The 24,193-nt window shown below is 68.1% G+C and carries 22 protein-coding genes and 1 tRNA gene; 12 read left to right on the top strand and 11 right to left on the bottom strand.

Annotation, left to right across the window (positions count from 1 at the left end):
• The first annotated feature begins 19 nt into the window (after positions 1-19).
• Together ACFWPX_RS04925 and ACFWPX_RS04920 are read left to right on the top strand one after the other, a co-directional pair.
• Positions 20-1,051 carry a PLP-dependent cysteine synthase family protein gene (locus ACFWPX_RS04925; RefSeq protein WP_378919536.1) on the top strand — a complete coding sequence of 344 codons (1,032 nt, stop codon included), beginning with the start codon at positions 20-22 and terminating at the stop codon, positions 1,049-1,051.
• A gap of 41 nt (positions 1,052-1,092) precedes the next feature.
• The gene (locus ACFWPX_RS04920) at positions 1,093-2,484 is read left to right on the top strand and encodes an MATE family efflux transporter (RefSeq protein WP_378926228.1); all 1,392 of its coding nucleotides are present in this window, start codon (positions 1,093-1,095) and stop codon (positions 2,482-2,484) included.
• A gap of 57 nt (positions 2,485-2,541) precedes the next feature.
• Here ACFWPX_RS04920 and ACFWPX_RS04915 read toward each other — a convergent pair whose 3' ends face one another.
• The 4 genes from ACFWPX_RS04915 to mfd form a co-directional block, all read right to left on the bottom strand.
• The gene (locus ACFWPX_RS04915; protein ID WP_378919540.1) at positions 2,542-3,117 is read right to left on the bottom strand and encodes a TerD family protein; all 576 of its coding nucleotides are present in this window, start codon (positions 3,115-3,117) and stop codon (positions 2,542-2,544) included.
• A 38-nt stretch (positions 3,118-3,155) separates the two neighbouring features.
• Entirely contained in the window at positions 3,156-3,641 is a 486-nt protein-coding gene (locus ACFWPX_RS04910; protein ID WP_378919542.1) for a hypothetical protein, read from the bottom strand.
• A 223-nt stretch (positions 3,642-3,864) separates the two neighbouring features.
• A complete protein-coding gene (locus ACFWPX_RS04905) occupies positions 3,865-4,572 on the bottom strand; it encodes a MazG family protein (RefSeq protein ID WP_378919544.1) in 708 nt (235 codons plus the stop codon).
• Positions 4,569-8,183, bottom strand: coding sequence for a transcription-repair coupling factor (gene mfd, locus ACFWPX_RS04900; protein WP_378926226.1), 3,615 nt, complete (start codon positions 8,181-8,183; stop codon positions 4,569-4,571). Before mfd ends, ACFWPX_RS04905 begins: the two co-directional genes overlap by 4 nt.
• Positions 8,184-8,300: 117 nt before the next feature.
• Between mfd and ACFWPX_RS04895 the strand changes: the two genes are divergently transcribed.
• Entirely contained in the window at positions 8,301-8,924 is a 624-nt protein-coding gene (locus tag ACFWPX_RS04895) for a TIGR03085 family metal-binding protein (RefSeq protein ID WP_378926224.1), read from the top strand.
• A 1-nt stretch (position 8,925) separates the two neighbouring features.
• On the opposite strand, the gene ACFWPX_RS04890 is transcribed toward ACFWPX_RS04895, so the two are convergent.
• Together ACFWPX_RS04890 and ACFWPX_RS04885 are read right to left on the bottom strand one after the other, a co-directional pair.
• Positions 8,926-9,573 carry a TetR family transcriptional regulator gene (locus ACFWPX_RS04890; RefSeq protein ID WP_378919550.1) on the bottom strand — a complete coding sequence of 216 codons (648 nt, stop codon included), beginning with the start codon at positions 9,571-9,573 and terminating at the stop codon, positions 8,926-8,928.
• Positions 9,574-9,733: 160 nt separating this feature from the next.
• Positions 9,734-10,372 (bottom strand): TetR/AcrR family transcriptional regulator, encoded by a 639-nt coding sequence (locus ACFWPX_RS04885; RefSeq protein ID WP_378919552.1) that lies wholly within the window; start codon positions 10,370-10,372, stop codon positions 9,734-9,736.
• Between the two features lie 228 nt (positions 10,373-10,600).
• On the opposite strand from ACFWPX_RS04885, the gene ACFWPX_RS04880 reads away from it, so the two are divergent.
• The 6 genes from ACFWPX_RS04880 to ACFWPX_RS04855 all read left to right on the top strand — a co-directional run bounded on the left by ACFWPX_RS04880 (position 10,601) and on the right by ACFWPX_RS04855 (position 15,063).
• A tRNA-Gln gene (locus ACFWPX_RS04880) sits at positions 10,601-10,671 on the top strand.
• A gap of 93 nt (positions 10,672-10,764) precedes the next feature.
• Positions 10,765-12,255, top strand: coding sequence for a bifunctional UDP-N-acetylglucosamine diphosphorylase/glucosamine-1-phosphate N-acetyltransferase GlmU (gene glmU, locus ACFWPX_RS04875; protein ID WP_378919554.1), 1,491 nt, complete (start codon positions 10,765-10,767; stop codon positions 12,253-12,255).
• On the top strand, positions 12,252-13,232 hold the full coding sequence (locus ACFWPX_RS04870; RefSeq protein WP_378919556.1) for a ribose-phosphate diphosphokinase: 981 nt from the start codon (positions 12,252-12,254) through the stop codon (positions 13,230-13,232). The genes glmU and ACFWPX_RS04870 overlap by 4 nt, the downstream gene beginning before the upstream one ends.
• A gap of 102 nt (positions 13,233-13,334) precedes the next feature.
• On the top strand, positions 13,335-13,892 hold the full coding sequence (locus tag ACFWPX_RS04865; RefSeq protein ID WP_378926222.1) for a hypothetical protein: 558 nt from the start codon (positions 13,335-13,337) through the stop codon (positions 13,890-13,892).
• A 65-nt stretch (positions 13,893-13,957) separates the two neighbouring features.
• Complete coding sequence (locus ACFWPX_RS04860) at positions 13,958-14,623, top strand: DUF2461 domain-containing protein (RefSeq protein ID WP_378926220.1); 666 nt, start codon at positions 13,958-13,960, stop codon at positions 14,621-14,623.
• A 65-nt stretch (positions 14,624-14,688) separates the two neighbouring features.
• Positions 14,689-15,063 (top strand): hypothetical protein, encoded by a 375-nt coding sequence (locus ACFWPX_RS04855; protein ID WP_378926218.1) that lies wholly within the window; start codon positions 14,689-14,691, stop codon positions 15,061-15,063.
• 38 nt (positions 15,064-15,101) lie between these two features.
• Here ACFWPX_RS04855 and egtD read toward each other — a convergent pair whose 3' ends face one another.
• From egtD to egtA, 4 genes are all read right to left on the bottom strand, one after another.
• A complete protein-coding gene (gene egtD / locus ACFWPX_RS04850; protein WP_378926216.1) occupies positions 15,102-16,073 on the bottom strand; it encodes an L-histidine N(alpha)-methyltransferase in 972 nt (323 codons plus the stop codon).
• The gene (locus tag ACFWPX_RS04845) at positions 16,070-16,966 is read right to left on the bottom strand and encodes a class II glutamine amidotransferase (RefSeq protein WP_378926214.1); all 897 of its coding nucleotides are present in this window, start codon (positions 16,964-16,966) and stop codon (positions 16,070-16,072) included. Before ACFWPX_RS04845 ends, egtD begins: the two co-directional genes overlap by 4 nt.
• Positions 16,966-18,300: an ergothioneine biosynthesis protein EgtB gene (gene egtB / locus ACFWPX_RS04840; RefSeq protein ID WP_378926211.1), complete on the bottom strand. Its 1,335-nt coding sequence runs from the start codon at positions 18,298-18,300 to the stop codon at positions 16,966-16,968. The genes ACFWPX_RS04845 and egtB overlap by 1 nt, the downstream gene beginning before the upstream one ends.
• An 82-nt stretch (positions 18,301-18,382) precedes the next feature.
• Positions 18,383-19,666 (bottom strand): ergothioneine biosynthesis glutamate--cysteine ligase EgtA, encoded by a 1,284-nt coding sequence (egtA, locus tag ACFWPX_RS04835; protein ID WP_378926209.1) that lies wholly within the window; start codon positions 19,664-19,666, stop codon positions 18,383-18,385.
• A 122-nt stretch (positions 19,667-19,788) separates the two neighbouring features.
• Here egtA and ACFWPX_RS04830 point away from each other — a divergent pair, with 122 nt between their 5' ends.
• The gene (locus ACFWPX_RS04830; RefSeq protein WP_378926207.1) at positions 19,789-20,967 is read left to right on the top strand and encodes an aminotransferase class V-fold PLP-dependent enzyme; all 1,179 of its coding nucleotides are present in this window, start codon (positions 19,789-19,791) and stop codon (positions 20,965-20,967) included.
• Here the strand turns inward: ACFWPX_RS04830 and ACFWPX_RS04825 are convergent.
• Positions 20,957-21,517, bottom strand: coding sequence for a TetR/AcrR family transcriptional regulator (locus ACFWPX_RS04825; protein WP_378926205.1), 561 nt, complete (start codon positions 21,515-21,517; stop codon positions 20,957-20,959). The two genes, ACFWPX_RS04830 and ACFWPX_RS04825, sit on opposite strands and share 11 nt — an antisense overlap.
• 98 nt (positions 21,518-21,615) lie before the next feature.
• Here ACFWPX_RS04825 and ACFWPX_RS04820 point away from each other — a divergent pair, with 98 nt between their 5' ends.
• Together ACFWPX_RS04820 and ACFWPX_RS04815 are read left to right on the top strand one after the other, a co-directional pair.
• Positions 21,616-22,272 (top strand): lysophospholipid acyltransferase family protein, encoded by a 657-nt coding sequence (locus ACFWPX_RS04820; protein WP_378926203.1) that lies wholly within the window; start codon positions 21,616-21,618, stop codon positions 22,270-22,272.
• Between the two features lie 121 nt (positions 22,273-22,393).
• A complete protein-coding gene (locus ACFWPX_RS04815; protein WP_378919578.1) occupies positions 22,394-24,037 on the top strand; it encodes a fatty acyl-AMP ligase in 1,644 nt (547 codons plus the stop codon).
• Positions 24,038-24,193: the final 156 nt, after the last annotated feature.

Genomic DNA, 24,193 nt, shown 5'->3' with positions numbered 1-24,193 from the left:
TCCGATGGAGGAACACCCCATGGCTCTCGTCACGCGCGTGACGGACCTGATCGGCCGCACCCCCCTGTTCGAACTCGCCGTCACCGACACCGGCACCCGGCTGCTGCTCAAGCTCGAACAGTTCAATCCGACCGGCGCCGCCAAGATCAGAATGGCCCGTTCGATGGTGCTCGACGCGGAGCAGCGGGGTTTGCTGCGCGATGGCGGGCATATCATCGAGTCGACGTCAGGTAACACCGGACTCGGCTTGGCGGTGGTCGCGGCCGAACGTGGCTATCGATTCACCGCCGTGGTCGACAACCACGCCTGTAAGGACAAATTGCGCGCGATGCGAGCCATGGGCACCGACCTGGTGTTCGTCGCCGACGACGGTGACGACGAGCTGGCCACCTCGGCCCGCGAAGACCTCGCCGAGGCGATGGCGGCCGCCCGCGACGACGCGTACTTCACCGAGCAGCACAACAACGACGCCAACGCCGTCGGCTACTACGCCGTCGCCGAGGAATTGCTGGCCGACGTCGAGCGGGTCGACATCCTGATCTCGGCGGTCGGCACCGGCGGCTCACTGTTCGGCACCGCCACCCGCCTGCGCGACCTCGGTCTGCCCGCCCGGGTGATCGGGATCGAGCCGGTCGGATCCATCGCCTTCGGCGGCGAGGGCGGACCGTATTGGCAGTCGGGCACCGGCACCCCGCCCGGCGCGACCATCGGCACCGCCGTCGACTACGCACTGCTCGACGAGGGCGTGAAGGTGAGCGATGTCGATGCCTTCGCCACCACTCGTGCCGTCGCCAGGACACACGGGCTGTTGATCGGCGGCTCGGCGGGCGGCTCGGTGCACAATGCCTTGGCACGGCTGGAGGAGTTTCCGGCCGGGTCCACCGTGGTAACGATCGTGTGTGACGGTGGCGAGAAATATCTCGATACCGTGTTCGACGACGACTGGATGAGCGCCCGAGAGCTGCTCGATCCCGCCGCCGAAGCGGAAGTGACCACGCTGCTGCGCCGCTATTCACCGCTGCGGCACCAGGACGAATTGATGGAGGTCTAGGTGAGCGCGATCGCGCGCGAGACGAACCCCGGAGCGGGTGGGTGAACGGCACGGCGACCGATAGCAGCGCGCTGGCCAGGCTGGCGACGCCGATCGCGCTCACCCAGCTCGCGCAGATCGCGGTCTCGACGACCAATCTCGCGCTGATGGGCACGCTCGGCGTGCGCGAGGTCGCCGCGGGCGGGCTGGCGCTGGTGCTGTTCAACCAGATCCGCACCATGTGCGTCGGGCTGATCACCGGCACCGGGAATCAGATCGCCGGTGCGCTCGGCGCGGCCGGTAAGCGTGGCGATTCGGCCGACGGCGAAGTACGTGCGGTGGTGCGGGCCGCGTTCGTCATCGCGACTCTCGCCGGACTCCTCGGTGGGGCGCTGTTGATCGGGCTCGGCTGGGTGTTGCCGTGGCTCGGTCAGGACGCGGCGGTGCTCGAGCTGGCCCGGCCGATGATGATCGCGCTCGCGCCCGGGTTACTGCCGTGCCTGTGGTTCCAGGTGCTGCGGCAGTACACCGTGGGCATGCAGCGTCCACAGGCGTTGCTGCTCGTCACGCTCGGTTCGGTGGCCTTGAACCTGGTGCTCGCGCTGGCCTTCATCCACGGCTGGGCAGGCATGCCTGCCATGGGTCTGACGGGTGTGGGCATCGCGACCTCGCTGGTCTTCCTGATCACCTTCGGGGTGTTCTGGGCGATGGTGCGCCACGACGAACAACTCGGTCGCACGCTGCCGTCGACACCGTGGCCGGTGCGCTGGGCGACCGTGCGCGAGGAACTGCGCCTCGGCACGCCGATCGCGCTCACCTACGGTTCGGAAGCGGGCATGTTCTCGGTGCTCGCGCTGGTGATGGGCAGTTTCGGGCCCGCCGCGCTGGCCGCGCACAGTGTCGTCTACCAGATCATCTACATCGTGTTCCAGACGGCGATCGGGCTGTCCCACGGTGCGTCGATCCTGGTCAGCCATGATGTCGCGCGCGAGGAGTTCGGCCACGCGCGAGCGCTGGCCTGGTTGGCGTTGCGGATGGCCGCGGTGATCGCGATCGTCACCGGGGTCGTCTACGTGCTCGCCCCGGACATCGTGCTGGCGCCGTTCCTCGATGCCACCGACACCGACACGGTCGCCATCGCACACACCCTGCTGCTCATCGGCATCGTGCTGCAGTTCTTCGACGCCGCCCAGAACATCGGCACCGGGCTGCTGCGCGGCCTGAAGGAGACCTCCGCGGGCTTCCGGCTGTCGCTGGTCGGCTACTGGGGCGTGGGGCTGCCCTCAGCGCTCCTGCTCGCCTTCCCGCTGCACCTCGGCGCGGCGGGGGTCTGGTGGGGCTTGACGGCCGGCCTGGCCGCCACCGCCGTACTGATGCTGCGCAAGTACTTCGCGCTGCTCGATCAGGCCAGCGTGGTCCCGCCACGACGGGTGCCGGTCACCCAATCACGATGACAGCGAGCACAACAAAGGCGGGCGACACATAGTCGCCCGCCTTCATGTCGTGGTTCGTCAGAGATTCACGCCGTAGTCGCGAGCGATGCCCGCCAGGCCGGAGGCGTAACCCTGGCCGACAGCGCGGAACTTCCACTCGTTGTTGTGGCGGTAGAGCTCGCCGAACACCATCGCGGTCTCGGTGGACGCGTCCTCGGACAGGTCGTAGCGGGCCAGCTCCACGCCGGTGTTCGCGTCGGTGACGCGGATGTAGGCGTTGCGGATCTGGCCGAACGACTGGCCGCGGGCCTGGGCGTCGTGGATCGAGACCGGGAAGAAGATGTTGGTGATCGTCGGCGGCGTGGCGGCCAGGTCGACATTGATGACCTCGTCGTCGCCGTCGCCCTCGCCGGTCAGGTTGTCACCGGTGTGCTCGATGGTGCCTTCCGGCGAGCGCAGGTTGTTGTAGAAGATGAAGTGCTGGTCCGAGAGCACCTTCAAGTTCGTACCGGTGGCCAGCGCGCTGGCGTCCAGGTCGTGGTCGGCACCGGTGGTGGTGCGCACGTCCCAGCCGAGACCGACCGCCACCTTGGTGAGGTTGTCGGTCTGCTTCGACAGCGAGACATTGCCGCCCTTGGCGAGTGTGACGCTCATGAAAACCCTTCTGTCCAGATGGTGTGCCGTAGAAGAACTTACGTCGCGGACCCGGCGTCGGCCCAGGTTCGCAGGGTCTCGACCCGGCCCTCGAGCGCCCGCAATTCGGTGGCGTCGAGCACGGTGCGCTGGATGCCACGGTCGACGGCGAACGCGGACTGTCGGTGGTCGTCGATCACGTCGACGTCCAGCTGCACCGCGGTGTAGTCCTGCGCCGACGGCATCTGCTCGGCGATGACCTTCGCCCGTCCTCGCGCACACAACGCCACATTGCCGCCGCCCAGAATCAGCAACGCCACCTCCGGCTGCTCCCGCAACCGCGCCAGCGACCCACGATCGGACTTCAAACTGATGAGAATCCGCCGGTCACCCGCGCGCACCGGCCAGGAGACGGGGATCGCGTGCGGCGACGGATCGGTGGTCACGAGCACCGCGATGGTCTCCTGCGGCCATACCGGCAACACGTCCAGCTCAGGGTGGTCGTTCATCACGTCCTGACTTGCCGGATCTACCTCTGTACCCATCAACCTCACCTCGACGATCGCCGGTCCCCTGCCCCGCCGCGAACGACGAGCTGCTTCGATTCTAAAGCGGTGTGGCCCTTGCTCGCTGGCGCGCGCATGATTGTCCACAAGATCTCAGCAACGTCTCAGATGCCGGCGCCGTGCACCGGACCCACGAAACGCCGTTAGCTCAACGGTAACTGACGGCTTGGACCGCGGGTGACCACGCATCGGCAGGTGATGCTCAGCGCTGCCAGAAGGTGCGCCAGTCGTGCGCGGTGAGCGGCGACCGGGTGCCTCGTTCGGCCTCGGCGGCGTCCTCGGCGGCCCGGATCGCGGTGGCGAAGTCGACGGAAGCCTTGCGGAGGCGTTCCTCCGCCGAGTCGGGGCCGCCGAGCTCGACCACGCGCAGGGTGTCCGGGACGAGGTCGGCGGGCAGGCCCGCGGTGGCGCTGCGGGTGCGGATCTTCTCGGCGAGGGCGAGGGCGGGTTGGGCCATCGCGATGCCGTCGAGGCAGGAGCGGCGGGACTTCTCCGCGGATTTGCGCTCCTCCCAAGCCTTTTCCTGCGCCGCGATCTTGTCGGCTACCGAGGTCCCCGACGAGAAGTCGGCGTCGGTGAGATAGGGGCTGCGGTGGACAAGCTTGTCGACCAGCGTCGCCGCGACGTCTTCGACGGTGAATTCGCCCGCGTGCTCGGCGATTCGGGAGTGGAAGAGGACTTGCAGCAGGAGGTCGCCGAGTTCTTCCTTGATGGTTTCGGCATCGCCTGCCTGGATGGCGTCGAGGAGTTCGTAGGTCTCCTCGAGCAGGTAGGGGCGCAGCGAGTCGTGGGTCTGGGTGCGTTCCCAGCCGCCGAAATGCCAGAGGCGGTCCATCACGTCGACGGCGTCGGACAGTCCCGCGGCCACGACCGCGGTGTCGGCTTGCTCCTGTGAGGTCTCCTGGCTCATCGGGCCGCCGCGGCTTCCGCCGGTACCGAAAGATCCACCATTCCCTGGGGTTTGCCGTCGAGCACCAGCAGCAGATCGGCGACGAACTGCAGCACTGCCACGTCACGCACCCGGTCGGCGCCGACGCTGTCGGTGATCCGCGGCAGCGGCAGGGTGATCAGACCGCTCGCCGGGCGATAGTTGGCCGAGGGGTAGATCCGCTTGAGCCGAAGTTGTTTGGAGTCGGGGAGATTCAGCGGGGCGATCTTGAGCGAGGCACCGGTGACCACGATCTCGGACACGTCGTACTCGCGCGCGAGCAGGCGGAGCTTGGCCACCGCCACCAGTCGCCCGACCTCCACCGGCAGCGGGCCGTAGCGGTCGACGAGCTCTTCGATGACCGCCGCCAGGGCCATATCGTCCTGGGCGGAGGCGAGTTTGCGGTACGCCTCGAGCCGCAGGCGGTCGCTGGCGATGTAGTCGGGCGGGATGTGCGCGTCGACGGGCAGGTCGATGCGCACCTCCTTGTTCTCCTCGGTGACGATCGGCTTGCCGTCGGCGGCCGCCCGGTAGGCCTCCACCGCCTCACCGACCAGCCGCACATACAGATCGAAGCCGACGCCTGCGACGTGACCGGACTGCTCGGCGCCGAGCACATTGCCGGCGCCACGGATCTCGAGGTCCTTCATCGCCACGGCCATACCCGCACCGAGATCGGAGTTCTGCGCGATGGTGGCCAGGCGGTCGTAGGCGGTCTCGGTGAGCGGTTTCTCCGGCGGATACAGGAAGTACGCGTAGCCGCGCTCACGGGAACGACCGACGCGCCCACGCAACTGGTGCAGCTGCGAGAGACCGAGCGAGTCGGCACGTTCCACGAGCAAGGTGTTCGCGTTGGAGATGTCGAGACCGGTCTCGATGATCGTGGTGCAGACGAGCACGTCGTATTCGCGCTCCCAGAATCCCTGCACGGTCTTCTCGAGCTGATCCTCGTTCATCTGACCGTGCGCCACCACCACCCGCGCCTCTGGCACCAGATCACGGATCTTCTTGGCGGCCTTGTCGATCGAGGACACCCGGTTGTGCACGTAGAAGACCTGACCGTCGCGCATCAGCTCACGGCGGATGGCTGCGGTGACCTGTTTGTCGTTGTAGGCGCCCACATAGGTGAGCACCGGGTGCCGCTCCTCGGGCGGGGTGAGAATGGTCGACATCTCGCGAATGCCCGCCAGGCTCATCTCCAGGGTGCGCGGGATCGGGGTGGCCGACATGGTGAGCACGTCGACGTGGGTGCGCAGCGCCTTGATGTGTTCCTTGTGCTCCACGCCGAAACGCTGCTCCTCGTCGACCACCACCAGGCCGAGGTCCTTCCAGCGCACGCCGGTCTGCAGCAACCGGTGGGTGCCCACCACGATGTCGACCGAGCCGTCGGCCAGCCCGGCCATGATCTCCTTGGAATCGGAGGCATCGGTGAACCGGGACAGGCCCTTCACCGTCACCGGGAAACCCGCGACGCGTTCGGTGAAGGTCTGCAGATGCTGCTGGGCGAGCAGTGTGGTCGGCACGAGCACGGCGACCTGCTTGCCGTCCTGCACCGCCTTGAACGCGGCGCGCACGGCGATCTCGGTCTTGCCGTAGCCCACATCGCCGCAGACCACACGGTCCATCGGCACCGCCTTCTCCATGTCCGACTTCACGTCGGTGATGGCGGTCATCTGGTCGACGGTCTCGGTGAACGCGAACGCGTCCTCCATCTCCTGCTGCCACGGCGTATCCGGGGCGAAGGCGTGGCCGGGCGCGGCCTGACGCGCGGCGTAGAGCTGCACCAGCTCGCCCGCGATCTCGCGAACGGCCTTGCGCGCCTTACGTTTCGTGTTGGCCCAGTCGGAGCCGCCGAGCTTGGACAGGCTCGGCAGTTCGCCACCGACGTAGCGGGAGAGCTGGTCGAGGGATTCCATGGGCACGAACAGCCGGTCGCCGGGCTGGCCGCGCTTGCTCGGCGCGTATTCGATGACCAGGTACTCGCGCCGCGCGCCGCCGATGGTGCGCTCGATCATCTCGACGAACCGGCCGATGCCGTGCTGGTCGTGCACCACCATGTCGCCCGAGGTGAGGGCGAGCGGGTCGACCTGGTTGCGGCGCTTGGCGGGCAGCCGCTTGCCCTCGGTGGGCGCGGTGACCCGGTTGCCGGTGAGATCGGATTCGGCGACGACCACCAGACCGGCGTCGTCGAAGATCAGGCCGTCGTGCAGCGAACCACACAGCACACCGACCACACCCGGCTCCGGAACCGCACCGGCGGGCAGCAGCGCCGCGGGCACGTCGGCCTCACCGAGCCGTTCCAGCACTCGTTGCGCGGTGCCGTGGCCGGTGACCACGACCACCGCGCGGCCGCCGGTGGCGACGTGCGCGCGCAGCGACGCGAAGATGGTGGCGACCAGTTCCTCGGACCCGCGGGCGGTGGGCCCGGGGGCCACCGGCAGGTTCACCTCGATCGGGTCGCCGGAGCTGAGCGGGCTCAGCGTCCACCACGGCAGGCCGAGTTCGTCTGCGCTGGTGTGCAATTCGGGCAGGCCGCGGTAACCGGAGGCGGCCAGGTCGAGGCCGTTGGCGCCGAGCGGGGCGTCGCTACCGAAAGAGGCAGCGGTCCATGACGCTTCGAGGAATTCCTCGCCGGTACGCACGAGATCGGCCGCCCGGGTGCGGATCTTCTCCGGGTCGCACAGCAGCAATTGGGTGCCCGCGGGCAGTGCCTCGGTGAGCAGGCTGAGCTTGCCCGGCGCGAGGACCGGCAGCAGGGCCTCCATGCCGTCGACGGGGATGCCCTCGGCGATCTTGTCCAGCATCTCGACCAGGGAGGCGTCGGCCTCGTTGTCGGCGGCGACCGCGGCGGCGCGTTCGCGCACCGGCGTGGTGAGCAGCAGCTCACGGCACGGCGGCGCGACCGCCAGCTCGACGGTGCTCTCGCCGATCGAGCGCTGATCGGCGACCGAGAACGGCCGGATCTCGGTGACCTCGTCGCCCCAGAACTCCACGCGCACCGGATGATCCGCGGTCGGCGCGAACAGATCGAGGATGCCGCCGCGCACCGCGAACTCGCCGCGCTTGCCGACCATGTCGACGCGGGTGTACGCGAATTCGACCAGGCGAGCGAGCAATTCGTCGAAATCGAACTCACTGCCGACGCGCAGCACCACCGGTTCGATATCGCCGAGGCCCGCGGTCATCGGCTGCATCAGCGAACGCACCGTGGTGACCACGACCCGGAGCGGATCGGGGTACACCGGATCTTCGGGGTGGGCCAGCCTGCGCAGCACCTCGAGCCTGCGGCCCACGGTGTCGGGGCCGGGCGAGAGCCGTTCGTGCGGCAGGGTCTCCCAGGACGGGAACATGGCTACCGAGGGGCCGAGCATCTCGGTGAGTTCCACGGTCAGATCGTCGGCTTCCCGACCGGTCGCGGTCACCACCACCAGGGGGCGCTGGTCGGCGATCGTCGCGGCGACGAACGGCCGTACGGCCGATGGTGCGACCAATTCCACCCCGGATTTGCCGACCAGGTCGGTGACCGTTCGCAGCGCGGCGTCACCCGCGACCGCCTCGGCCAGACCGGCGAGCGGAGGACGAAGGGAGGACATTGTTCGCTCCTGATTGCGCAGTTCGGATGGGCGAGGTGGCCGTCTCGAAGTCTAGTCATCGGGTCCGACAGGCCCCGTGCAGCCCGGTTGACGTCCGGACCCGCGTAGGGTCGAGGCGTGAGTCTGGCTCGACGTGAACGCCACGCCCTCGTGGAAACGATGACCGAGGCGGGCCCTGCCGCGCCTACCTTGTGCGGCACCTGGACGGTGCACGACCTCGCGGCCCACCTGGTGGTCCGGGAACGCAGGCCCGACGCGTCGATCGGCATCGTCTTCCGTCCGATGGCCGGATACCTCGACGCGAAGCAGGCGCAGATCGCGCAGCGCCCGTTCGCCGAGCTGCTCGAGCTGGTCCGCACCGGCCCGCCGTGGTGGTCGCCGCTGCGCCCGGTCGACGCGGTGGCCAATCTCAGCGAGATGTTCGTCCACCACGAAGACGTCCGCAGGTCCGAACCGGGCTGGGAGCCAAGGCAATTGGCGGCGCGCGACGAAGACCGGCTGTGGTCCACCCTGCGCACCGTCGCCCGTGCGGCCTACCGCAAGTCGCCGGTCCCGGTCGTCCTCGCGACGCCACAGGGGGCCACGATCACGGCGCGTCGTGGCGAAGGCGTCGAGGTGGTACTCACCGGCACGCCGTCGGAGCTGCTACTGCACGCGTTCGGCCGCAACGAAGTCCGGATCACGCCGACCGGGGCCGACGCCGATGTGCGGGCAGTACTCGCCACCGACCGCAGCGTGTGAACTAGACGACGTAGCGACGCAGCCTGCGCGCGGCGAACTCCCGGAAGTACGAGAGCTTCTCCGGCGGCACCAGCGAGGGCAGCAGGAAGTACCAGGCCCGCTCCATCCGCGCCGCCATCTGATCCATCGACTCGGTGCCGACCGCGACGATGTGCACGCCCGCGGTCAGTTCCTGCAGCAGCACGCCGACCACATCGGGATCGAGATCAGCGATCAGATCACCCTGGGCGATGGCCCGCTCCGACAGCAGCCGGTAGGTCTCACCCCAGGTCTTGGCGATGTTGTCACCCTGCGCGCCGCGATAGTCACCGATCTGATGGGTGAGCTTGAGCATCGCCCCCACCATCGGATCGTTCATCGATAGATCGGCCACCACGTAGGTGATCCCGATGCCGGCTTCCAATGCGGGCACCCGGGAATCGAAGAAGCCCTGGCAGGATCCGATCAGGCGCTCGTTGCCCTGATCGACCACCGCCCTGGCCAGCTCCTCCTTGGAGCCGAAGTGAAAGTACAAGGCGCCCTTGGTCACATTGGACTGCGCGATGATTTCGCTGAGGCTCGCGTTGGCGTAGCCCAAACGGAGAAAGACATCGGCAGCGCCAGCAAGGACGGAGTCGCGGGTGATCTCCGCGCGTGCTTGCCTAGCCATCAGATCCGCCTGTCATCCAATAATCCAGCCATCCTGAAGTAGACCGACATCCCGAAATTTGATCGACATACCGCCCGGCAGCACCCAAAAGGATGGGTGAACCGTACCACCAGGCGGCAAAGTGGCAGCCGAATCATGGATTCGGTCCACCCTGCGTGCGCTAACGTCCGGTTACCCCACCGATTGTCGGCGTAGTCCCCGTATTCCATTCGGAGCTGAGCCCCGGTTCGGCTTCCAAATGACTCAAACCGTTCCAGCACAGGTTGACCAGGTGCGCGGCCACCACCTCTTTGGGCGGAGTGCGCTCGTCGAGCCACCAGGTGGCGGTGGTCGACACCATGCCGACCAGGGCTTGGGCGTAGAGCGGGGCGAGGCTGGTATCGAGATCACGACGGCCGAAATCACCGGCGAGCAGATGCGCGACCTGGTTGACGGCCTCGTTGAGCAGGCTCGAGTAGCGACCGTCGGAGCTGGCCGCAGGCTGGTCGCGGACCAGGATCCGGAATCCGTCGGTCCGTTCCTCGATGTAGGTGAGCAAGGCCAGCGCGACCTGCTCTAATCGCACCCGCGAGCGATTGCGGGTGAGCGAGGAGGTGACCATCTCCAGCAGCATCGACATCTCGCGATCGACGACCACCGCGTAGAGGCCTTCCTTGCCGCCGAAGTGCTCGTAGACGACCGGCTTGGACACCTGCGCGCGCTGCGCGATCTCCTCGATCGATGTCGCGTCGTACCCCCGCTCCGCGAACAACGCGCGACCGATCTCGATCAACTGCTGCCTGCGCTGCGTACCGGTCATCCTCGGCCTGCTGGTGCGACCCGGCTCACTGGAAGACATGCGTGCCCCCGCCTCTCCGCGTTTTTCGACTCACGAGAAATCAGTACGTGCGTTCCAGAAGGCTAACAACGCCATCCGACCTCGGGCACGACAGGCGTGGACAAGATTCGCTCGAGGACGGGATCGTGTGCGAGGATCATGCCGTGCCGTAGCACAGTGGTGGGCCCGCACGGCCCACTGGTGTGGCGATCCGCCGTAGTGTAATGGCAGCACCTCTGATTTTGGTTCAGATAGTTCAGGTTCGAGTCCTGGCGGCGGAGCACACGGACACACAGTGACGTATCGTCGGCCCGCACCATCTACCGACCGAACCCGCCACAGCACACTCGCTGACAGGCAGCCGAGGGAGATCCATGCCACCGCAGACCGCCGTCGTCGTTCTCGCAGCAGGTGCTGGGACGCGAATGCGGTCGAAGACTCCGAAAGTGCTGCACCCGTTGGCGGGCCGATCGATGCTCTCGCACGCGCTGCACGCCGCCGTCGAGATCGATCCGACCCACCTGATCACCGTTGTCGGACACGACCGCGAGAAGGTCGGAGCCGCCGTCGCGGACGTGGGTAAGGAACTCGGCCGCGAGATCGTGTGCGCCGTGCAGGAGCAGCAACTCGGAACCGGTCACGCGGTGCAGTGCGCACTGGGTTCGATCCCGGCGGACTTCGACGGCGACCTTCTCGTCACTTCGGCCGATGTGCCGCTGCTCGACGGGCACACTCTCTCCGCGCTGCTCGACGAGCACCGCAGCTACGCCGAGCGGCCCGCCGTGACGGTCCTGACCTTCGTGCCCGACGACGCCAACGGCTACGGCCGGATCGTGCGCGACGACGACGGTCAGGTCGCCGAGATCGTGGAGCACGCCGACGCCACGCCGACGCAGGCCAAGATCAAAGAGGTCAACTCCGGCGTCTACGCGTTCGACGCGTCCGTGCTGCGCACCATGATCGGGCGGCTGTCCACCGCCAACGCCCAGCACGAGCTCTACCTCACCGATGTGCTGCGGCTGGCCCGCGAGGCCGGTCATCCCGTGCACGGCGCGCGGCTGATCGACTCGAACAAGGTCACCGGCGTGAACGACCGGGTACAGCTGTCCCAGGCGGGCGCCACCCTCAATCGCTACATTCTCGAGCGCCACATGCGCGCGGGCGTCACCATCATCGACCCCGCGACGACGTGGATCGACGCGAGCGTGCGCATCGGCCGCGACGCCGTGCTGCGGCCGGGCACCCAGCTCTTCGGCAGCACCGACATCGGCGAGGACGCCGAGATCGGACCCGACACCACGCTCACCGACGTGCTCGTCGGGGTCGGCGCGAGTGTGGTCCGAACGCACGGGACACACGCCCAGATCGGCGACGGCGCGTCCATCGGGCCGTTCAGTTATCTGCGGCCGGGCACGGTCGTCGGCGAGGAAGGCAAGCTCGGCGCGTTCGTCGAGACCAAGAACGCCTCGATCGGCGCGCACTCGAAGGTGCCGCACCTGACCTACGTCGGCGACGCGACGATCGGCGAGTACAGCAACATCGGCGCTTCCAGTGTTTTTGTGAACTATGACGGAGTGAACAAGCACCACACCGTGGTTGGTTCCCATGTGCGAACAGGGAGCGACACCATGTTTATCGCACCGGTAACGGTGGGTGACGGGGCCTATACGGGTGCGGGTACTGTACTGCGCAGAAGCGTTCCACCGGGTGCACTTGCTGTGTCGGGTGGGCCACAGCGCACTATTGAAAACTGGGTGCAGCGCTACCGTCCAGGAACCGCTGCGGCGCGCGCGGCGGCGGAAGCCATCGCGGCAGACGAGACGTCTTCGAAGACAATCGAGCAAAAGGATGGCAACCAGCAGTGACCGCGTTCTCGATCGACAACCAGAAGAACTTGATGCTCTTCGCCGGCCGGTCACATCCTGAGCTGGCCGAGCAGGTCGCCAAGGAACTCGACGTCGACATCACCCCGCAGACCGCGCGCGACTTCGCCAACGGTGAGATCTTCGTCCGCTTCGAGGAGTCGGTCCGCGGTTCCGACGCCTTCGTGCTGCAGAGCTTCCCCGCCCCGCTGAACCAGTGGCTGATGGAACAGCTCATCATGATCGACGCGCTCAAGCGCGGTTCGGCCAAGCGGATCACCGCGGTACTGCCGTTCTACCCGTACGCGCGCCAGGACAAGAAGCACCGCGGCCGCGAGCCGATCTCGGCCCGTCTGGTCGCCGACCTGCTCAAGACCGCGGGCGCCGACCGCATCATCAGCGTCGACCTACACACCGACCAGATCCAGGGCTTCTTCGACGGCCCCGTCGATCACATGCACGCGCTGGTGCAGCTGTCGGACTACATCCGCACCAACTACCCGTCGGACAACCTCGCGGTCGTCTCCCCCGACGCGGGCCGCGTGAAGGTCGCCGAGAAGTGGGCCGACGCGCTCGGTGGCACGCCGCTGGCGTTCATCCACAAGACCCGCGACCCGCTGGTGCCCAACCAGGTGAAGTCCAACCGCGTCGTCGGTGACGTCGAAGGCCGCACCTGCGTGCTGATCGACGACATGATCGACACCGGTGGCACCATCGCCGGTGCGGTGAAGGTGCTCAAGGAAGCGGGCGCGGGCGACGTCATCATCGCGGCCACCCACGGTGTGCTCAGTGATCCGGCCGCCGAGCGCCTCGCCAGCTGTGGTGCCAGGGAAGTCGTCATCACCAACACCCTGCCGATCAGCGAGGAGAAGAAGTTCCCGACGCTGACCGTGCTGTCGATCGCCCCGCTGCTGGCCCGCACCATTCGCGAGGTCTTCGAGAACGGCTCCGTAACCGGCCTGTTCAACGGCAACGCGTAGTTTCGAGTTCACCTACGGCCCTCTGGCATTCGCCGGGGGCCGTTTGTGGTGCGTGGGGGAATTGCGTGGTAGGCATGGGGCAGATCGATGTGAGGGGGCGGCATGGGGACTGAGCCGGAGCGACGGGTCGAACTCGGTAAGGATCAGGTTGTGCCGCGGGTGCAGGACGCGCCGGAGGTGTCTGATCCGTCGGGCGGGGAGCCATGGGGTGGGATCGCGAATCCGGGTCCGGCTGTCGAGATGCCGCCGTATCCACCACCACCGCCGCCGCCTGCGCCGGGTTATCCCGCTCCTGGTTATCCCGCCGCTGGATATCCCGTTTCCGGCAATCCGTTGCCGGGCTATCCCGCGCCGGTCCGGGCACCGTACGGCGCTGCGCCGTATCAGCCGTTTCCGCCCCAGCCGGGTTATGGGTACCAGGACAACACGCCGCTGTGGTCGATCTTCAGTTTCTGCTGTGCCGCCGCTTCGGTGTTCGGCGGGTTGGCGCTGTGTGGGCTGCCGGTGCTGATCACCGCGCCGACGGGGATCGTGCTCGGGCTGGTCGGGCATGCCAAGGGCGAGGAAATGGGCAAGTGGGCGGCGATCGTCAACGGTGCGATAGCGGCGCTGGCCGCATTGCTGGTCATCGTGTTCGTGGCGCTGCTCGGCGGCCTCTGAGCCGCGACGCGCGATACTGGTAGCGGTAGCCCGACCGCCGAACAGAACGGAGAAGCGCAGCACCGATGGATGCTTTCACCGGATTCCCGCTCACCGGCCTCGACTTCTACGAAGATCTGGAGGCCGACAACTCGAAGGCCTTCTGGAACGCGCACAAACACATCTACGACGAAGCCGTGCGGGCTCCGATGACCGCGCTCGCCGGCGAACTAGCGGCCGAATTCGGACAGGCCAAGATCTTTCGGCCCTACCGTGACGTCCGATTCTCGGCCGACAAGCTGCCCTACAAGACGCACCAGGGTGCGGTGGCGGGGGTGTCGCCCGGCGTCGGCTGGTATGTGCAGATCGGGGCGGCGGGGTTGTTCATCGCGGGTGGCTGCTTCCAGCCCTCGCCCACGGCCTTGGCCGTCTTGCGCGCCACGATCGACGACGAGGTGCGCGGCGCGGAACTCGAGAAGATCCTGGCCGCGACGACCGCGGCCGGTTTCACCCTCGGCGGCGACAAGCTCAAAACCAAGCCGCGAGGCTATGCCGCCGACCATCCACGCATCGACCTGCTGCGCCACAAGTCGCTGACCGTGCACCGCGAGTTCGGCGCCCCGGACTGGCTCACCACCCCGGCCGCGGCCACCGAGATCCGCCGCGCCTGGAACGACCTGCGGCCGCTCGTCGAATGGTTCGCGGCTGTCCTCGAGGGCGTCTCGGAGGATACGAGCGGCAGGCGCCCGTAGGCGGTAACCGACGGCCCGCGCGTGGCTCGTGACGTCACGGCCCTCGGAGGCCGATACTGGAAACCATGAGCCGTGAACCGTTGGACATGGACATGGGCGACGACGATCAAGCCGACGATATCGTCGAATACGAGCGCTATGTGGAGGACCCACCCGCGGACTACGTGATCCGCAACCACGAGGCCGACGCCGACGGCTTCCTCGGCATCACCGAGGAAGTCTCCGAGGAGAACACCGAGGGCGGCGCCCGCCGCGAGGCGGCCGAAGAAGACGAACGCCCCGCCGAGGAGGCCGCGGTGCGAGTACGCGGCGAGGACGATCTCGACGGCGCCCTCTTCGACGACGACGCCGTCAACGGCGAAGAGGGCCTCGAAAAGGACCTCGAGGGCGACGAGAACCTCACCAGCGGCGAATACCTCGCCGACGAACTCGACCTCTAGCCCCCGCCGCGCAACGCCGTCGCCGACGAATCACCTGATCAGCGGCGTTCGGCCAGGGCCAGGATGAAGCGGTTGTCGGGGTCGGTCCAGGTGTGGGCGGGGGTGAAGCCCGCTGCGTCGAGTTCGGCGGCGAGGGATTCGGGGCGGAATTTGGCGGAGATCTCGGTGCGCATTTCCTCGCCCGCCGCGAAGTCGACGGTCAGGTCCAGCCCGGCGACGGTGGCCGTCATCGCTTCCGTGGCGCGCAGGCGCATTTCGATCCATTCGTTGTCGGCGTCCCAGATGGCGACGTGTTCGAATTTCTCGGGGGCGAAATCGGCGTCGAGCCGGTTGTTGAGGACGTGCAGGACGTTGCGGTTGAATTCCGCGGTGACGCCCGCGGCGTCGTCGTAGGCGGGGACCAGGATCGCGGGGTCGATCACCAGGCCCGCGCCGAGCAGGAGCAGTTCGCCGGGTTCGAGGACCTCGTTGATCCCTGCCAGGAATTCGGCGCGCTCGTCGGGAACCAGGTTGCCGATGGTGCCGCCGAGGAAGGCGATCATGCGCCGGCCGCCGCGGGGCAGGTTGTGCAGGGTGTCGGTGAAGTCGCTGACCACTCCGTGCACGGACAGGTTCGGGTACTCGGCCGCGATCTCGTCGGCCGCACCGCGCAGTGCCGATGCCGAGACATCCTGCGGAACATAGGTTTTCAGCGAGCCTTCGGCGGTGAGGGCGTCCAGCAGGAGCCGGGTCTTCGCGGCCGAGCCCGAGCCGAGCTCCACCAGCACCTCGGCGTGGGCCGCCGCGGCGATCTCGCCGACGACCCGCTCGAGCAGGGCTCGCTCGGTGCGGGTCGGGTAGTACTCGGGGAGTTCGGTGATCTGCTCGAAGAGCTCGCTGCCGCGCGCGTCGTAGAACCACTTGGGCGGCAAGGACTTCGGCTCGGCGGTGAGACCTGTGCGGGCGTCGGTGCGCAAGGCCGCGGTGAGATCGTCGTCGGTGAGGTGGATGTCCAGCAGCGGCGCGGTCATGAACGGACCCTTTCGGTGGCGGGGAGTTCGAGATCGGTGATGGTGCAGTGGCCGGGTACAGCGGCGACCACCTGGCGGTCGCCGACGGGTTGCCAGCGTGGGTCGGCGTCGTAGGGTTCGGAGGACAGCACTGTGTAGTCGTCCGCCACGAGCACCGACAGCGCGTGCCAGCAGGTGGTGGCCCACAGCTGAACTCCGTTGCCGAGCAATAGGTTCAGCCGTGCGTTCGGCTGATGGCGCAGGACGAGCCCGACCAGCAGTTGGACGGCATCAGCCGGAGACGTGATCGGACCCGCGGGAGTGATGGCACGGAGCAGGCCTCGCAACAACACCCACAGTGCGGCGGAGTCGGTGAGTGCCTCAGCCTGCAACAGCACCGCGGGCGAGCTGAACAGTGATGCGGGTGAAGAGGATTCCGCCGCCGCGACAGCGGCCGGATCCACGTCCTGCGGTGCGGCGGCGAATATTTCGTTCAGGTCGGCGAGGACGGAAACGAGGGTCGTCCGCCAGTTCGGGATGACGCCGTTGTGGCTGAAGGCCCAGTGTTCGTCGGTGAAGGGGGCGCAGGCGGACCGCTCCAACGGCATGCCGACAGTGGCCGAGCGGACGGCGGCGATCACCGAGCGGGATTCGAGCTGACCGAGGACTTCGGCGACAGCGGGGTCGGTCCAGATCGGGGCCTGGTTGCGGTAGCGGGTGACCGTGTCGCGGGGAGCGTCGACGCCGATATCGGCTCGCCGCCACCAGGCGACGCCGAAGCCGTCGGCGTTGATCGTGCCGCCCGCGCGCATGTCGGCAGGCGCCCAGGACTGGGCGTAGAGCGAGTGCGGGCCGCGCATCACCAGCTCGCCGACCCCTACCGGTGGGCCGACGTACCCGAGGTGTCTGCACATCAGCGTTCGTCCTCGCGCAGGTCCCTGGCGAGGCGGAAGCCGGCGAAGATCTGCCTGCGGATCGGGTGGTCCCAGTTGCGGAAGGTGGCGCGGCAGGCGACCTCGTCGGTGCCGAAGGAGCCACCGCGCAGGATGCGGTAGTCGCCGCCGAAGAAGACCTCCGAGTACTCGCGGTAGGGGAACGCGCGGAAGCCGGGGTAGGCCTCGAAACCCGAAGAGCACCATTCCCAGACATCGCCGATGAGCTGGTGCACGCCGGTGGCCGACGCGCCTGCCGGGTAGGCGCCGACCTCGGCGGGCTCCAGGTGCTGCTGGCCGAGATTGGCCAGGTGTGCGTCCGGTTGGTCCTCGCCCCACGGATAGCGCCGCGACGCACCGGTTCTCGGGTCGAATCGGGCCGCCTTCTCCCATTCGGCCTCGGTCGGCAATCGCTTTCCGGCCCAGCGCGCGAAGGCCTCGGCCTCGAACCAGCACACGTGCACTACCGGCTGATCGAGCCGCAGCGGGGCGCGGACGCCGAATGCCGTGCGCGTCCACCCGTCAGCGTCGCGCTGCCAGAACTGCGGCGCGACCAAACCCGCCTCCTTGCGGTGCGCCCAGCCGCGCTCCGACCACAGCTCGGGCCGGTCGTAGCCGCCGTCGTCGAGGAAGGCCAGGAACTGCCCGTTGGTCACCGGCGCGACATCGATCGCGAAACCGTCGACGTGCACCGGATGGGCGGGGCGTTCGTTGTCCAGCGCCCACGGATCGGCCGAGGTACCCATCAGGAACTCGCCTGCGGGAAGGACGATTTCGCCGCCGACCGGAACCTGCGCGACAGGGGCGGGCGGGGCCGAGAGCACCGGCGCGCCGATCCGCAATTGATGGGTGGCCAGCATGGTCTCGTCGTGCTGCTGTTCGTGCTGGGCGATCATGCCGAAGGCAAAACCGTTGTCCACCAGCGGAGTACCGGCCAGATCGCTGGAATCAAGGACGTCGAGGACCTTTTCGCGCACCGATCCGAGGTAGCCGCGCGCCTGCCCCGGATCGAGCAGCGGCAGCGCGGGCCGGTTCGACCTGGCGTGCTTGAACGCGTCGTAGAGCTCGTCGATATCGGCACGCACCGCATCACGGCCACCGACATCGCGCACCAGCCACAGCTCTTCCTGGTTCCCGATATGCGCCAGATCCCAGACCAGCGGCGACATCAGCGGCGAATGCTGCGCGACGAGATCGGCCTCGTCCACGCCGTCGGTGAGCAGTGCGGTGCGGCGGCGAGCACGCGCGAGAACCTCGGCGATCCGGGCGCGTGTCCGGTCGCGGTCGCTGTGGTCGGCGGGGGCGGAAAGGGTCACGAGAGCTCCGAAACAGACTGGTCGACAATGACTTCGGACCGACAGGTGTTGGCTTGCCGGCGATGGACGGTCGGCGGCGTGATCATCGCGACGAGCCGCTGCGTGCGGAGTCGACCTCAGCGAGTGGGCTGCGACCAGACCTACATCGGCGGGCCGCGGCGGCCAATTCCGCAGCCGCAGCGGGTGTTCGCGCACGGTCGGTGGCCAGGTCGAGCACATCCACGGCCGCGCGGCGCAATTGCGGGTCGAGTAATCCGCAACGGGCGGACGTCAACCACTCCCCCGCGGTGGGCGCGGCGATGGCGGTTGCCTCGGCGACTACCGCCGGGGTCGACAGCAGGGCGTCGAACAGGTGGATCGGGGTGGTCCACGATTGGCCTGGCTGGGTGTCGAGGTAGCGGACCTCGAGGTGACCGGACGGACGGACCGGGGGGAACAGCGTGGTGAGGTGGTAGTCCAGGTCGGCACGGGTGGGGCGGCGGCCGACTTCGTCGTCGAGGGCGCCGGACAGCCAGTCGGCGAAGGTGGCGCCGGGGGGTGGGGACCAGTCGGGGTCCGCGTCGGTGCAGCGCACGCACAGCAGGGGCACGTCCAGCGCCCAGTGCGCGTAGGAGGCGATCGGGTCGGCCCAGTCGGCCACCGGGGGTCTGGCGCGGGAGTGGTCCAGGCGCAACCAGGTGCGCATGCGCTGAGACGCCCAGTCGCCGGGTGGCACGCCGTGCAGGCGCGGTGAGCAGGCGAAGGCCGCGATCAGGGTGGGGCCGAGAGCGTAGAGGGCGGTCCAGCGCGCCCGTATCTCGGCGGGATCGGCGCCCGCGTCCACGCTGACCTGCGTGGCGGCGGTATTGCACATCATCAGGGTGCCGAAGGGGCCGACGCTGTCGAAACGGCGTTCCATCGCCGTATAGCGCGGCAGCCGGAGCAGGCGCTCGGCGGGACGGCCCGCATCGGCGGCGGCGGCGAAGATGCTGATCTCCCGGGCGGCGAGCAGGTCCCGCAAACGGGCCGCATCAGCGCGCAGATGCTGCGTCAGCGCGGCCGGATCGGCGAACGGTGCGCTGGAAAGTTCTATCTGACCACCGGGTTCGACGGTGACCAGGCTCCCGCCGGGCAGGGGAACCGCGGCTGAAGCGGGAGCGATGGAGGTCGGTGCGTGCGGCCCGAGGGCCACGGCCAGCTGGTCGAGCGAGGGGCGCGAACCGGTGGGTCCGGCGGTGAGCCACTCCAGTTCGGCGCCGATCAGCGCAGGTGGACCGAGCTTGAAACAGACGCCGCCGACATAAGCCTCCGCGGCCGCCCTGGACGACAGTTCGCCCTGGTCGGGGGCATAATCGGGCCACGACGAACGTTCCAGGGTGACCGCCATACCAACCTCCACGTGCTGCGTGCTGCCGGGGAACCTGCGTTTCGCTCATTCCAGAGTAGCGAGGACCACCGACAGAAAAAGTGACGAAAAGGGGAACGGCTCGGGGCGCTATCGTCGTCACCATGCTTGACCTCGCCGCGATCAGAGCCGCCACCTCAGGACTTGCCAACGGTCAGGTCTTCCTCGACAGCGCCGGATCGTCACTGCCGCCGAAGGTCGTCGTCGACACGATGATCGCCCACCTACACCGCGAAGCCGAGATCGGTGGCTACCGCGCGGCTAACGAACGCCTCGCCGACCTCGCCCAGGTGAAGACCTCGATCGCCACCCTCATCGGCGCCACTGCCGACACCATCGCGCTCAGCGACAGTGCGTCCCGGTCATGGGCTGATTTCGCCTACTCGGTGCCGCTGAATCCCGGCGACCGGATCCTGATCTCCGGCGCCGACTACGCCAGCAACGCGATCGCCGCGCTACAGCGCGCGAAGCACACCGGAGCCGTGGTCGAGCGCATTCCCAGCGACGACACCGGACGCCTCGACACCGACGCGCTCGCCGACATGCTCGACGAGCGCGTTCGGCTGGTATCGCTGCAACACGCACCGACCAACGGCGGCCTCGTGAACCCGGTCGGCGAGGCCACCAGGATCGCCCACGAAGCCGGTGCGCTGGTGCTGCTCGACGCCTGCCAGTCGACCGGGCAGCTGCCCATCGACGTCACCGAACTCGGGGTCGACGCCATGTCGACCACCGGCCGCAAATGGTTGCGCGGACCCAGAGGCACCGGATTCCTCTACGTCCGTGCCGAATTGGCGCAGACGATGGAGCCGGCCCGCCTCGACCTGCACAGTGCCGCGTGGGTGAGCCCCGGCGAATACCGCCTCGCCGACGACGCGTCCCGTTTCGAGTTCTGGGAGTGCGGTGTCGCCGCCCGCCTCGGCCTCGGCGCCGCCGTCGACTACCTGCTCGAACAGGGCGCCGACGAGGTGTACGCCGCCGTCGCCACCCGCGCCGGGTACCTGCGCAAGACGCTGCCGGAACTGCCCGGCGTGACCGTGCGCGACCTCGGCACCGAGCACAGCGGCATCGTCTCGTTCACCGTCGAGGGCCACGACCCCGAACAGCTGCGCGACCGGCTCGCCGAGCACGCGATCACCGTCACCGTCAGCCACGCGGGCTCCACCCTGCTCGACATGTCCGAACGCACCCTGCCCGCCGTCCTGCGGGCGTCCCCGCACTACTTCGTCAGCCAGGACGATCTCGACCGCTTCGTCACGACGCTGGCCGAGCTCAGCCGCTGAGCCCTGCGAGGTGCTCACCGACGATCCGGTCCGCGAGCACTCGCGGGTCCTGATCGGGGGCAACGATTTCCAGCGTCCGGTTGACGGCGATCGTCGCCAGACCGTGCACATTGGTCCACAGGGCCAGCGCGCGCTGCGGCGCCGACTCCGGCGCCACCGCCGCGACCAGCTCGACCACCTGGCCGTACAGCGGCCGCGTGGTGGCTCGCAGGTTCTCGCCGGAACCGGCCAGCAGATCGTGGCGAAACATCAGCGTGAACATCTCGGGCCGCGACACCGCGAAATCCACATAGTCGACCGCCATCCGGCGCAACCGTTCGCGCGGGTCCTCGATCGTGGCGAGGTCGGCGAACCGCGCGATCAGCTCCCCGAATCCGCGCGCCGCGATCGCCGCGAGCAGCGCCGCGTGCGTGGGAAACCATCGCCGCGGCGCTCCGTGTGAGACACCGGCGGCCCGTGCGATCGCACGCAGCCCGAGTGCGCCCAAGCCCTCGGTTTCGAGCAGATCGACACCGGCGTCGATCAGGCGCTCGCGCAACGACTCAGGCATACCGGCAATTCTGCACACCGGGTCGGCGGCATTCGCCGTCGCCTGCGTAGACAGTGTCTACTAGGGTGCTGTAGACACTATCTACGGAAGGGCCGCCCATGTGGTATCTGTTGTGCAAATACGTTCTCATCGGCCCGGCGCTTCGCCTGCTCGGGCGCCCGCACGTCGAGGGGCTGGAGCACATTCCACGCACCGGCCCGGTGATCATCGCGGCCAATCATCTGGCTTTCATCGACTCGCTCTACCTGGCCCTGGTGATCCCGCGGCCACTCACCTTCCTGGCGAAACAGGAGTACTTCACGGGGACGGGAATCCGCGGGCGATGCAAGCGCTGGTTCTTCACCGCCGCGGGCCAGGTGCCGGTGGACCGCACCGGTGGCGACGCGGCAGCAGACGCGCTCGCGGCGGCCACCGGAATCCTCGACGGCGGCGGCGCCTGGGCAATTCACCCGGAGGGCACACGGTCACGGGATGGCAGGGTCTATCGTGGTCGCACCGGGGCGCTGCGCGTTGCCATGGCCACCGGGGCACCGGTGGTGCCCGTGGTCCTGGACGGTACCGATCGCATGAATCCTCGCGGTCGGAAACTGTTGCGTTTCACCAAGGTACGCGTCACCGTCCACCCGGCTAGGCACTATCCCACCGCTGTTCATCACGCCCAGGTCAGAGCGGCAACGGACCTGCTGATGCGGGAAATTGCCCTGCTATCGGGTAGACCATACGTAGACCGCTACGCAGCCACCTTCGCTGTCTAGGGCGCAACAGCAGGGGTGCTGGTGTCAGCCCGGGTTAACACGCGCGGGGCGGGGCGGGATTTCTTTGTTGGGAGTGCAGAGCACGGCCGTAACCGATCGTTGGCGTAAAGGGAGACCGACGTTGAGCAGGTTCACCGACGAAATGTTTGGCACAGCGTTGACCAGCTCGAAGGGGCTGGTCACCGGAGAGCCGGAGGCACCGCTGCGGCAGACCTGGGGGGAGATTCACACTCAGGCGAGGCGGATGGCGGGTGCTCTCGCGGCCGCCGGAATCGGGCACGGAGACGCTGTCGGCGTACTGGCGGGTCTGCCCGTCGATATCGCGCCCGCCTGCCAGGGCATCTGGATGCGTGGCGCTTCGATCACGATGTTGCATCAGCCGACGCCGCGGACCGACCTCGAGGTCTGGGTGCGCGACACCGAAACGGTGCTGCGCATGATCGACGCGAAAGCCGTCGTCCTCGGCGCGCCGTTCGCGCCCGCCGAACCGGTGCTACGGGAACGCGGGATCACTGTGGTGCGGATCGAGGACCTGCACAGCGGCACCGATACCGATCCGGTGCCGACCACAGAGGACGATATCGCGTTGCAGCAGTTGACCTCTGGGTCGACCGGATCACCCAAGGCGGTGCGGATAACCCACGGTAACTTCTACGTCAACGCGTACGCGATGTTCAATCGCGTCAAATTCCAGCTCGACGACGACGTGATGATCAGCTGGCTGCCACTGTTCCACGACATGGGCATGGTCGGATTCCTTAGCGTACCTATGCAATTCGGCGCCGAGGTGGTGTGCGTAACGCCGCTGGACTTCCTGGCACGCCCACTGCTGTGGGCCGAGCTGATCGACAAGTACCGAGGAACGGTCACCGCCGCACCCAATTTCGCGTACTCCCTGCTGGCGCGGCGGCTGCGCCAGGCCGAGCCGGGCACCATGGATCTGTCGAGCGTGCGCTACATGTGGAACGGCGCCGAACCGGTCGACCCCGACACCATGATCGCCCTCGCGGCGGCGGGAAAACAGTTCGGGCTCAACCCGATGGCGCTCACACCGGTCTACGGCATGGCCGAGACAACCCTGGCCGTGTCGATCCCCGACGCCGGCCACGGGCAGGTGCTCGACGTGATCGACGCCGATCTGCTCGAGGTCGTCGGCAAGGCGGTGCCGATCGCCGAGGACGGCCACCACGGCACCCCACGCAGGCTGCCGACGCTGGGGCACCTCGTCGACGACCTGGAAGGCCGCGTCGTCGACGCCGAACGTCAGCCGCTGCCGGTTCGGTCCGTCGGAGTCATCGAATTGCGTGGTCCCGCGGTCACTTCGGGCTATGTCACCGTCGACGGTTTCCGCCCTGCCCAGGATGCCGAGGGCTGGCTCGACACCGGTGACATCGGCTACTTCACCGAAGCGGGCCTGATGGTGGTCTGCGGGCGCATGAAGGACGTCATCATCATGGGCGGCCGCAATATCTACCCCACCGACATCGAACGAGCCGCGCTGCGCGTACCGGGAGTCCGCCCCGGCAACGCGGTGGCGGTGCGCCTCGACTCGGGCGAGAAACGCGAGAGCTTCGCGGTGGTCGTCGAATCCAACGACTACCAGGACTCCGACGAGGTGAAGCGCATCGAGCGGGAGATCGTCCACGAGGTGTTCACCGAAGTAGGCGCCCGCCCCCGCACGGTGGCCGTCCTCGGACCGGGAGCCCTCCCGAAGACCTCCTCTGGCAAACTCCGCCGCGCCGCGACCGCGGTGCACCTGCGGTAACCCACCCCGTTCACCCAGACTGTCCCCGTCATCCACAACCCGCCCAACCCAACCACCGCACTCCCGACCCCTAGGGAGGGACGGCCACGAAGTGGCCGGGGGCGGGCCGCGCCCGGCGGCGGGGGGCCGGGTGCACGGGGCCCCCCCGCGCGCGGG

Source organism: Nocardia sp. NPDC058518 (assembly GCF_042719655.1).
Taxonomy (GTDB): Bacteria; Actinomycetota; Actinomycetes; order Mycobacteriales; family Mycobacteriaceae; genus Nocardia.
The sequence above is the reverse complement of the archived record's forward strand: the minus strand, read 5'-3'. Positions and strand labels throughout refer to the sequence as shown.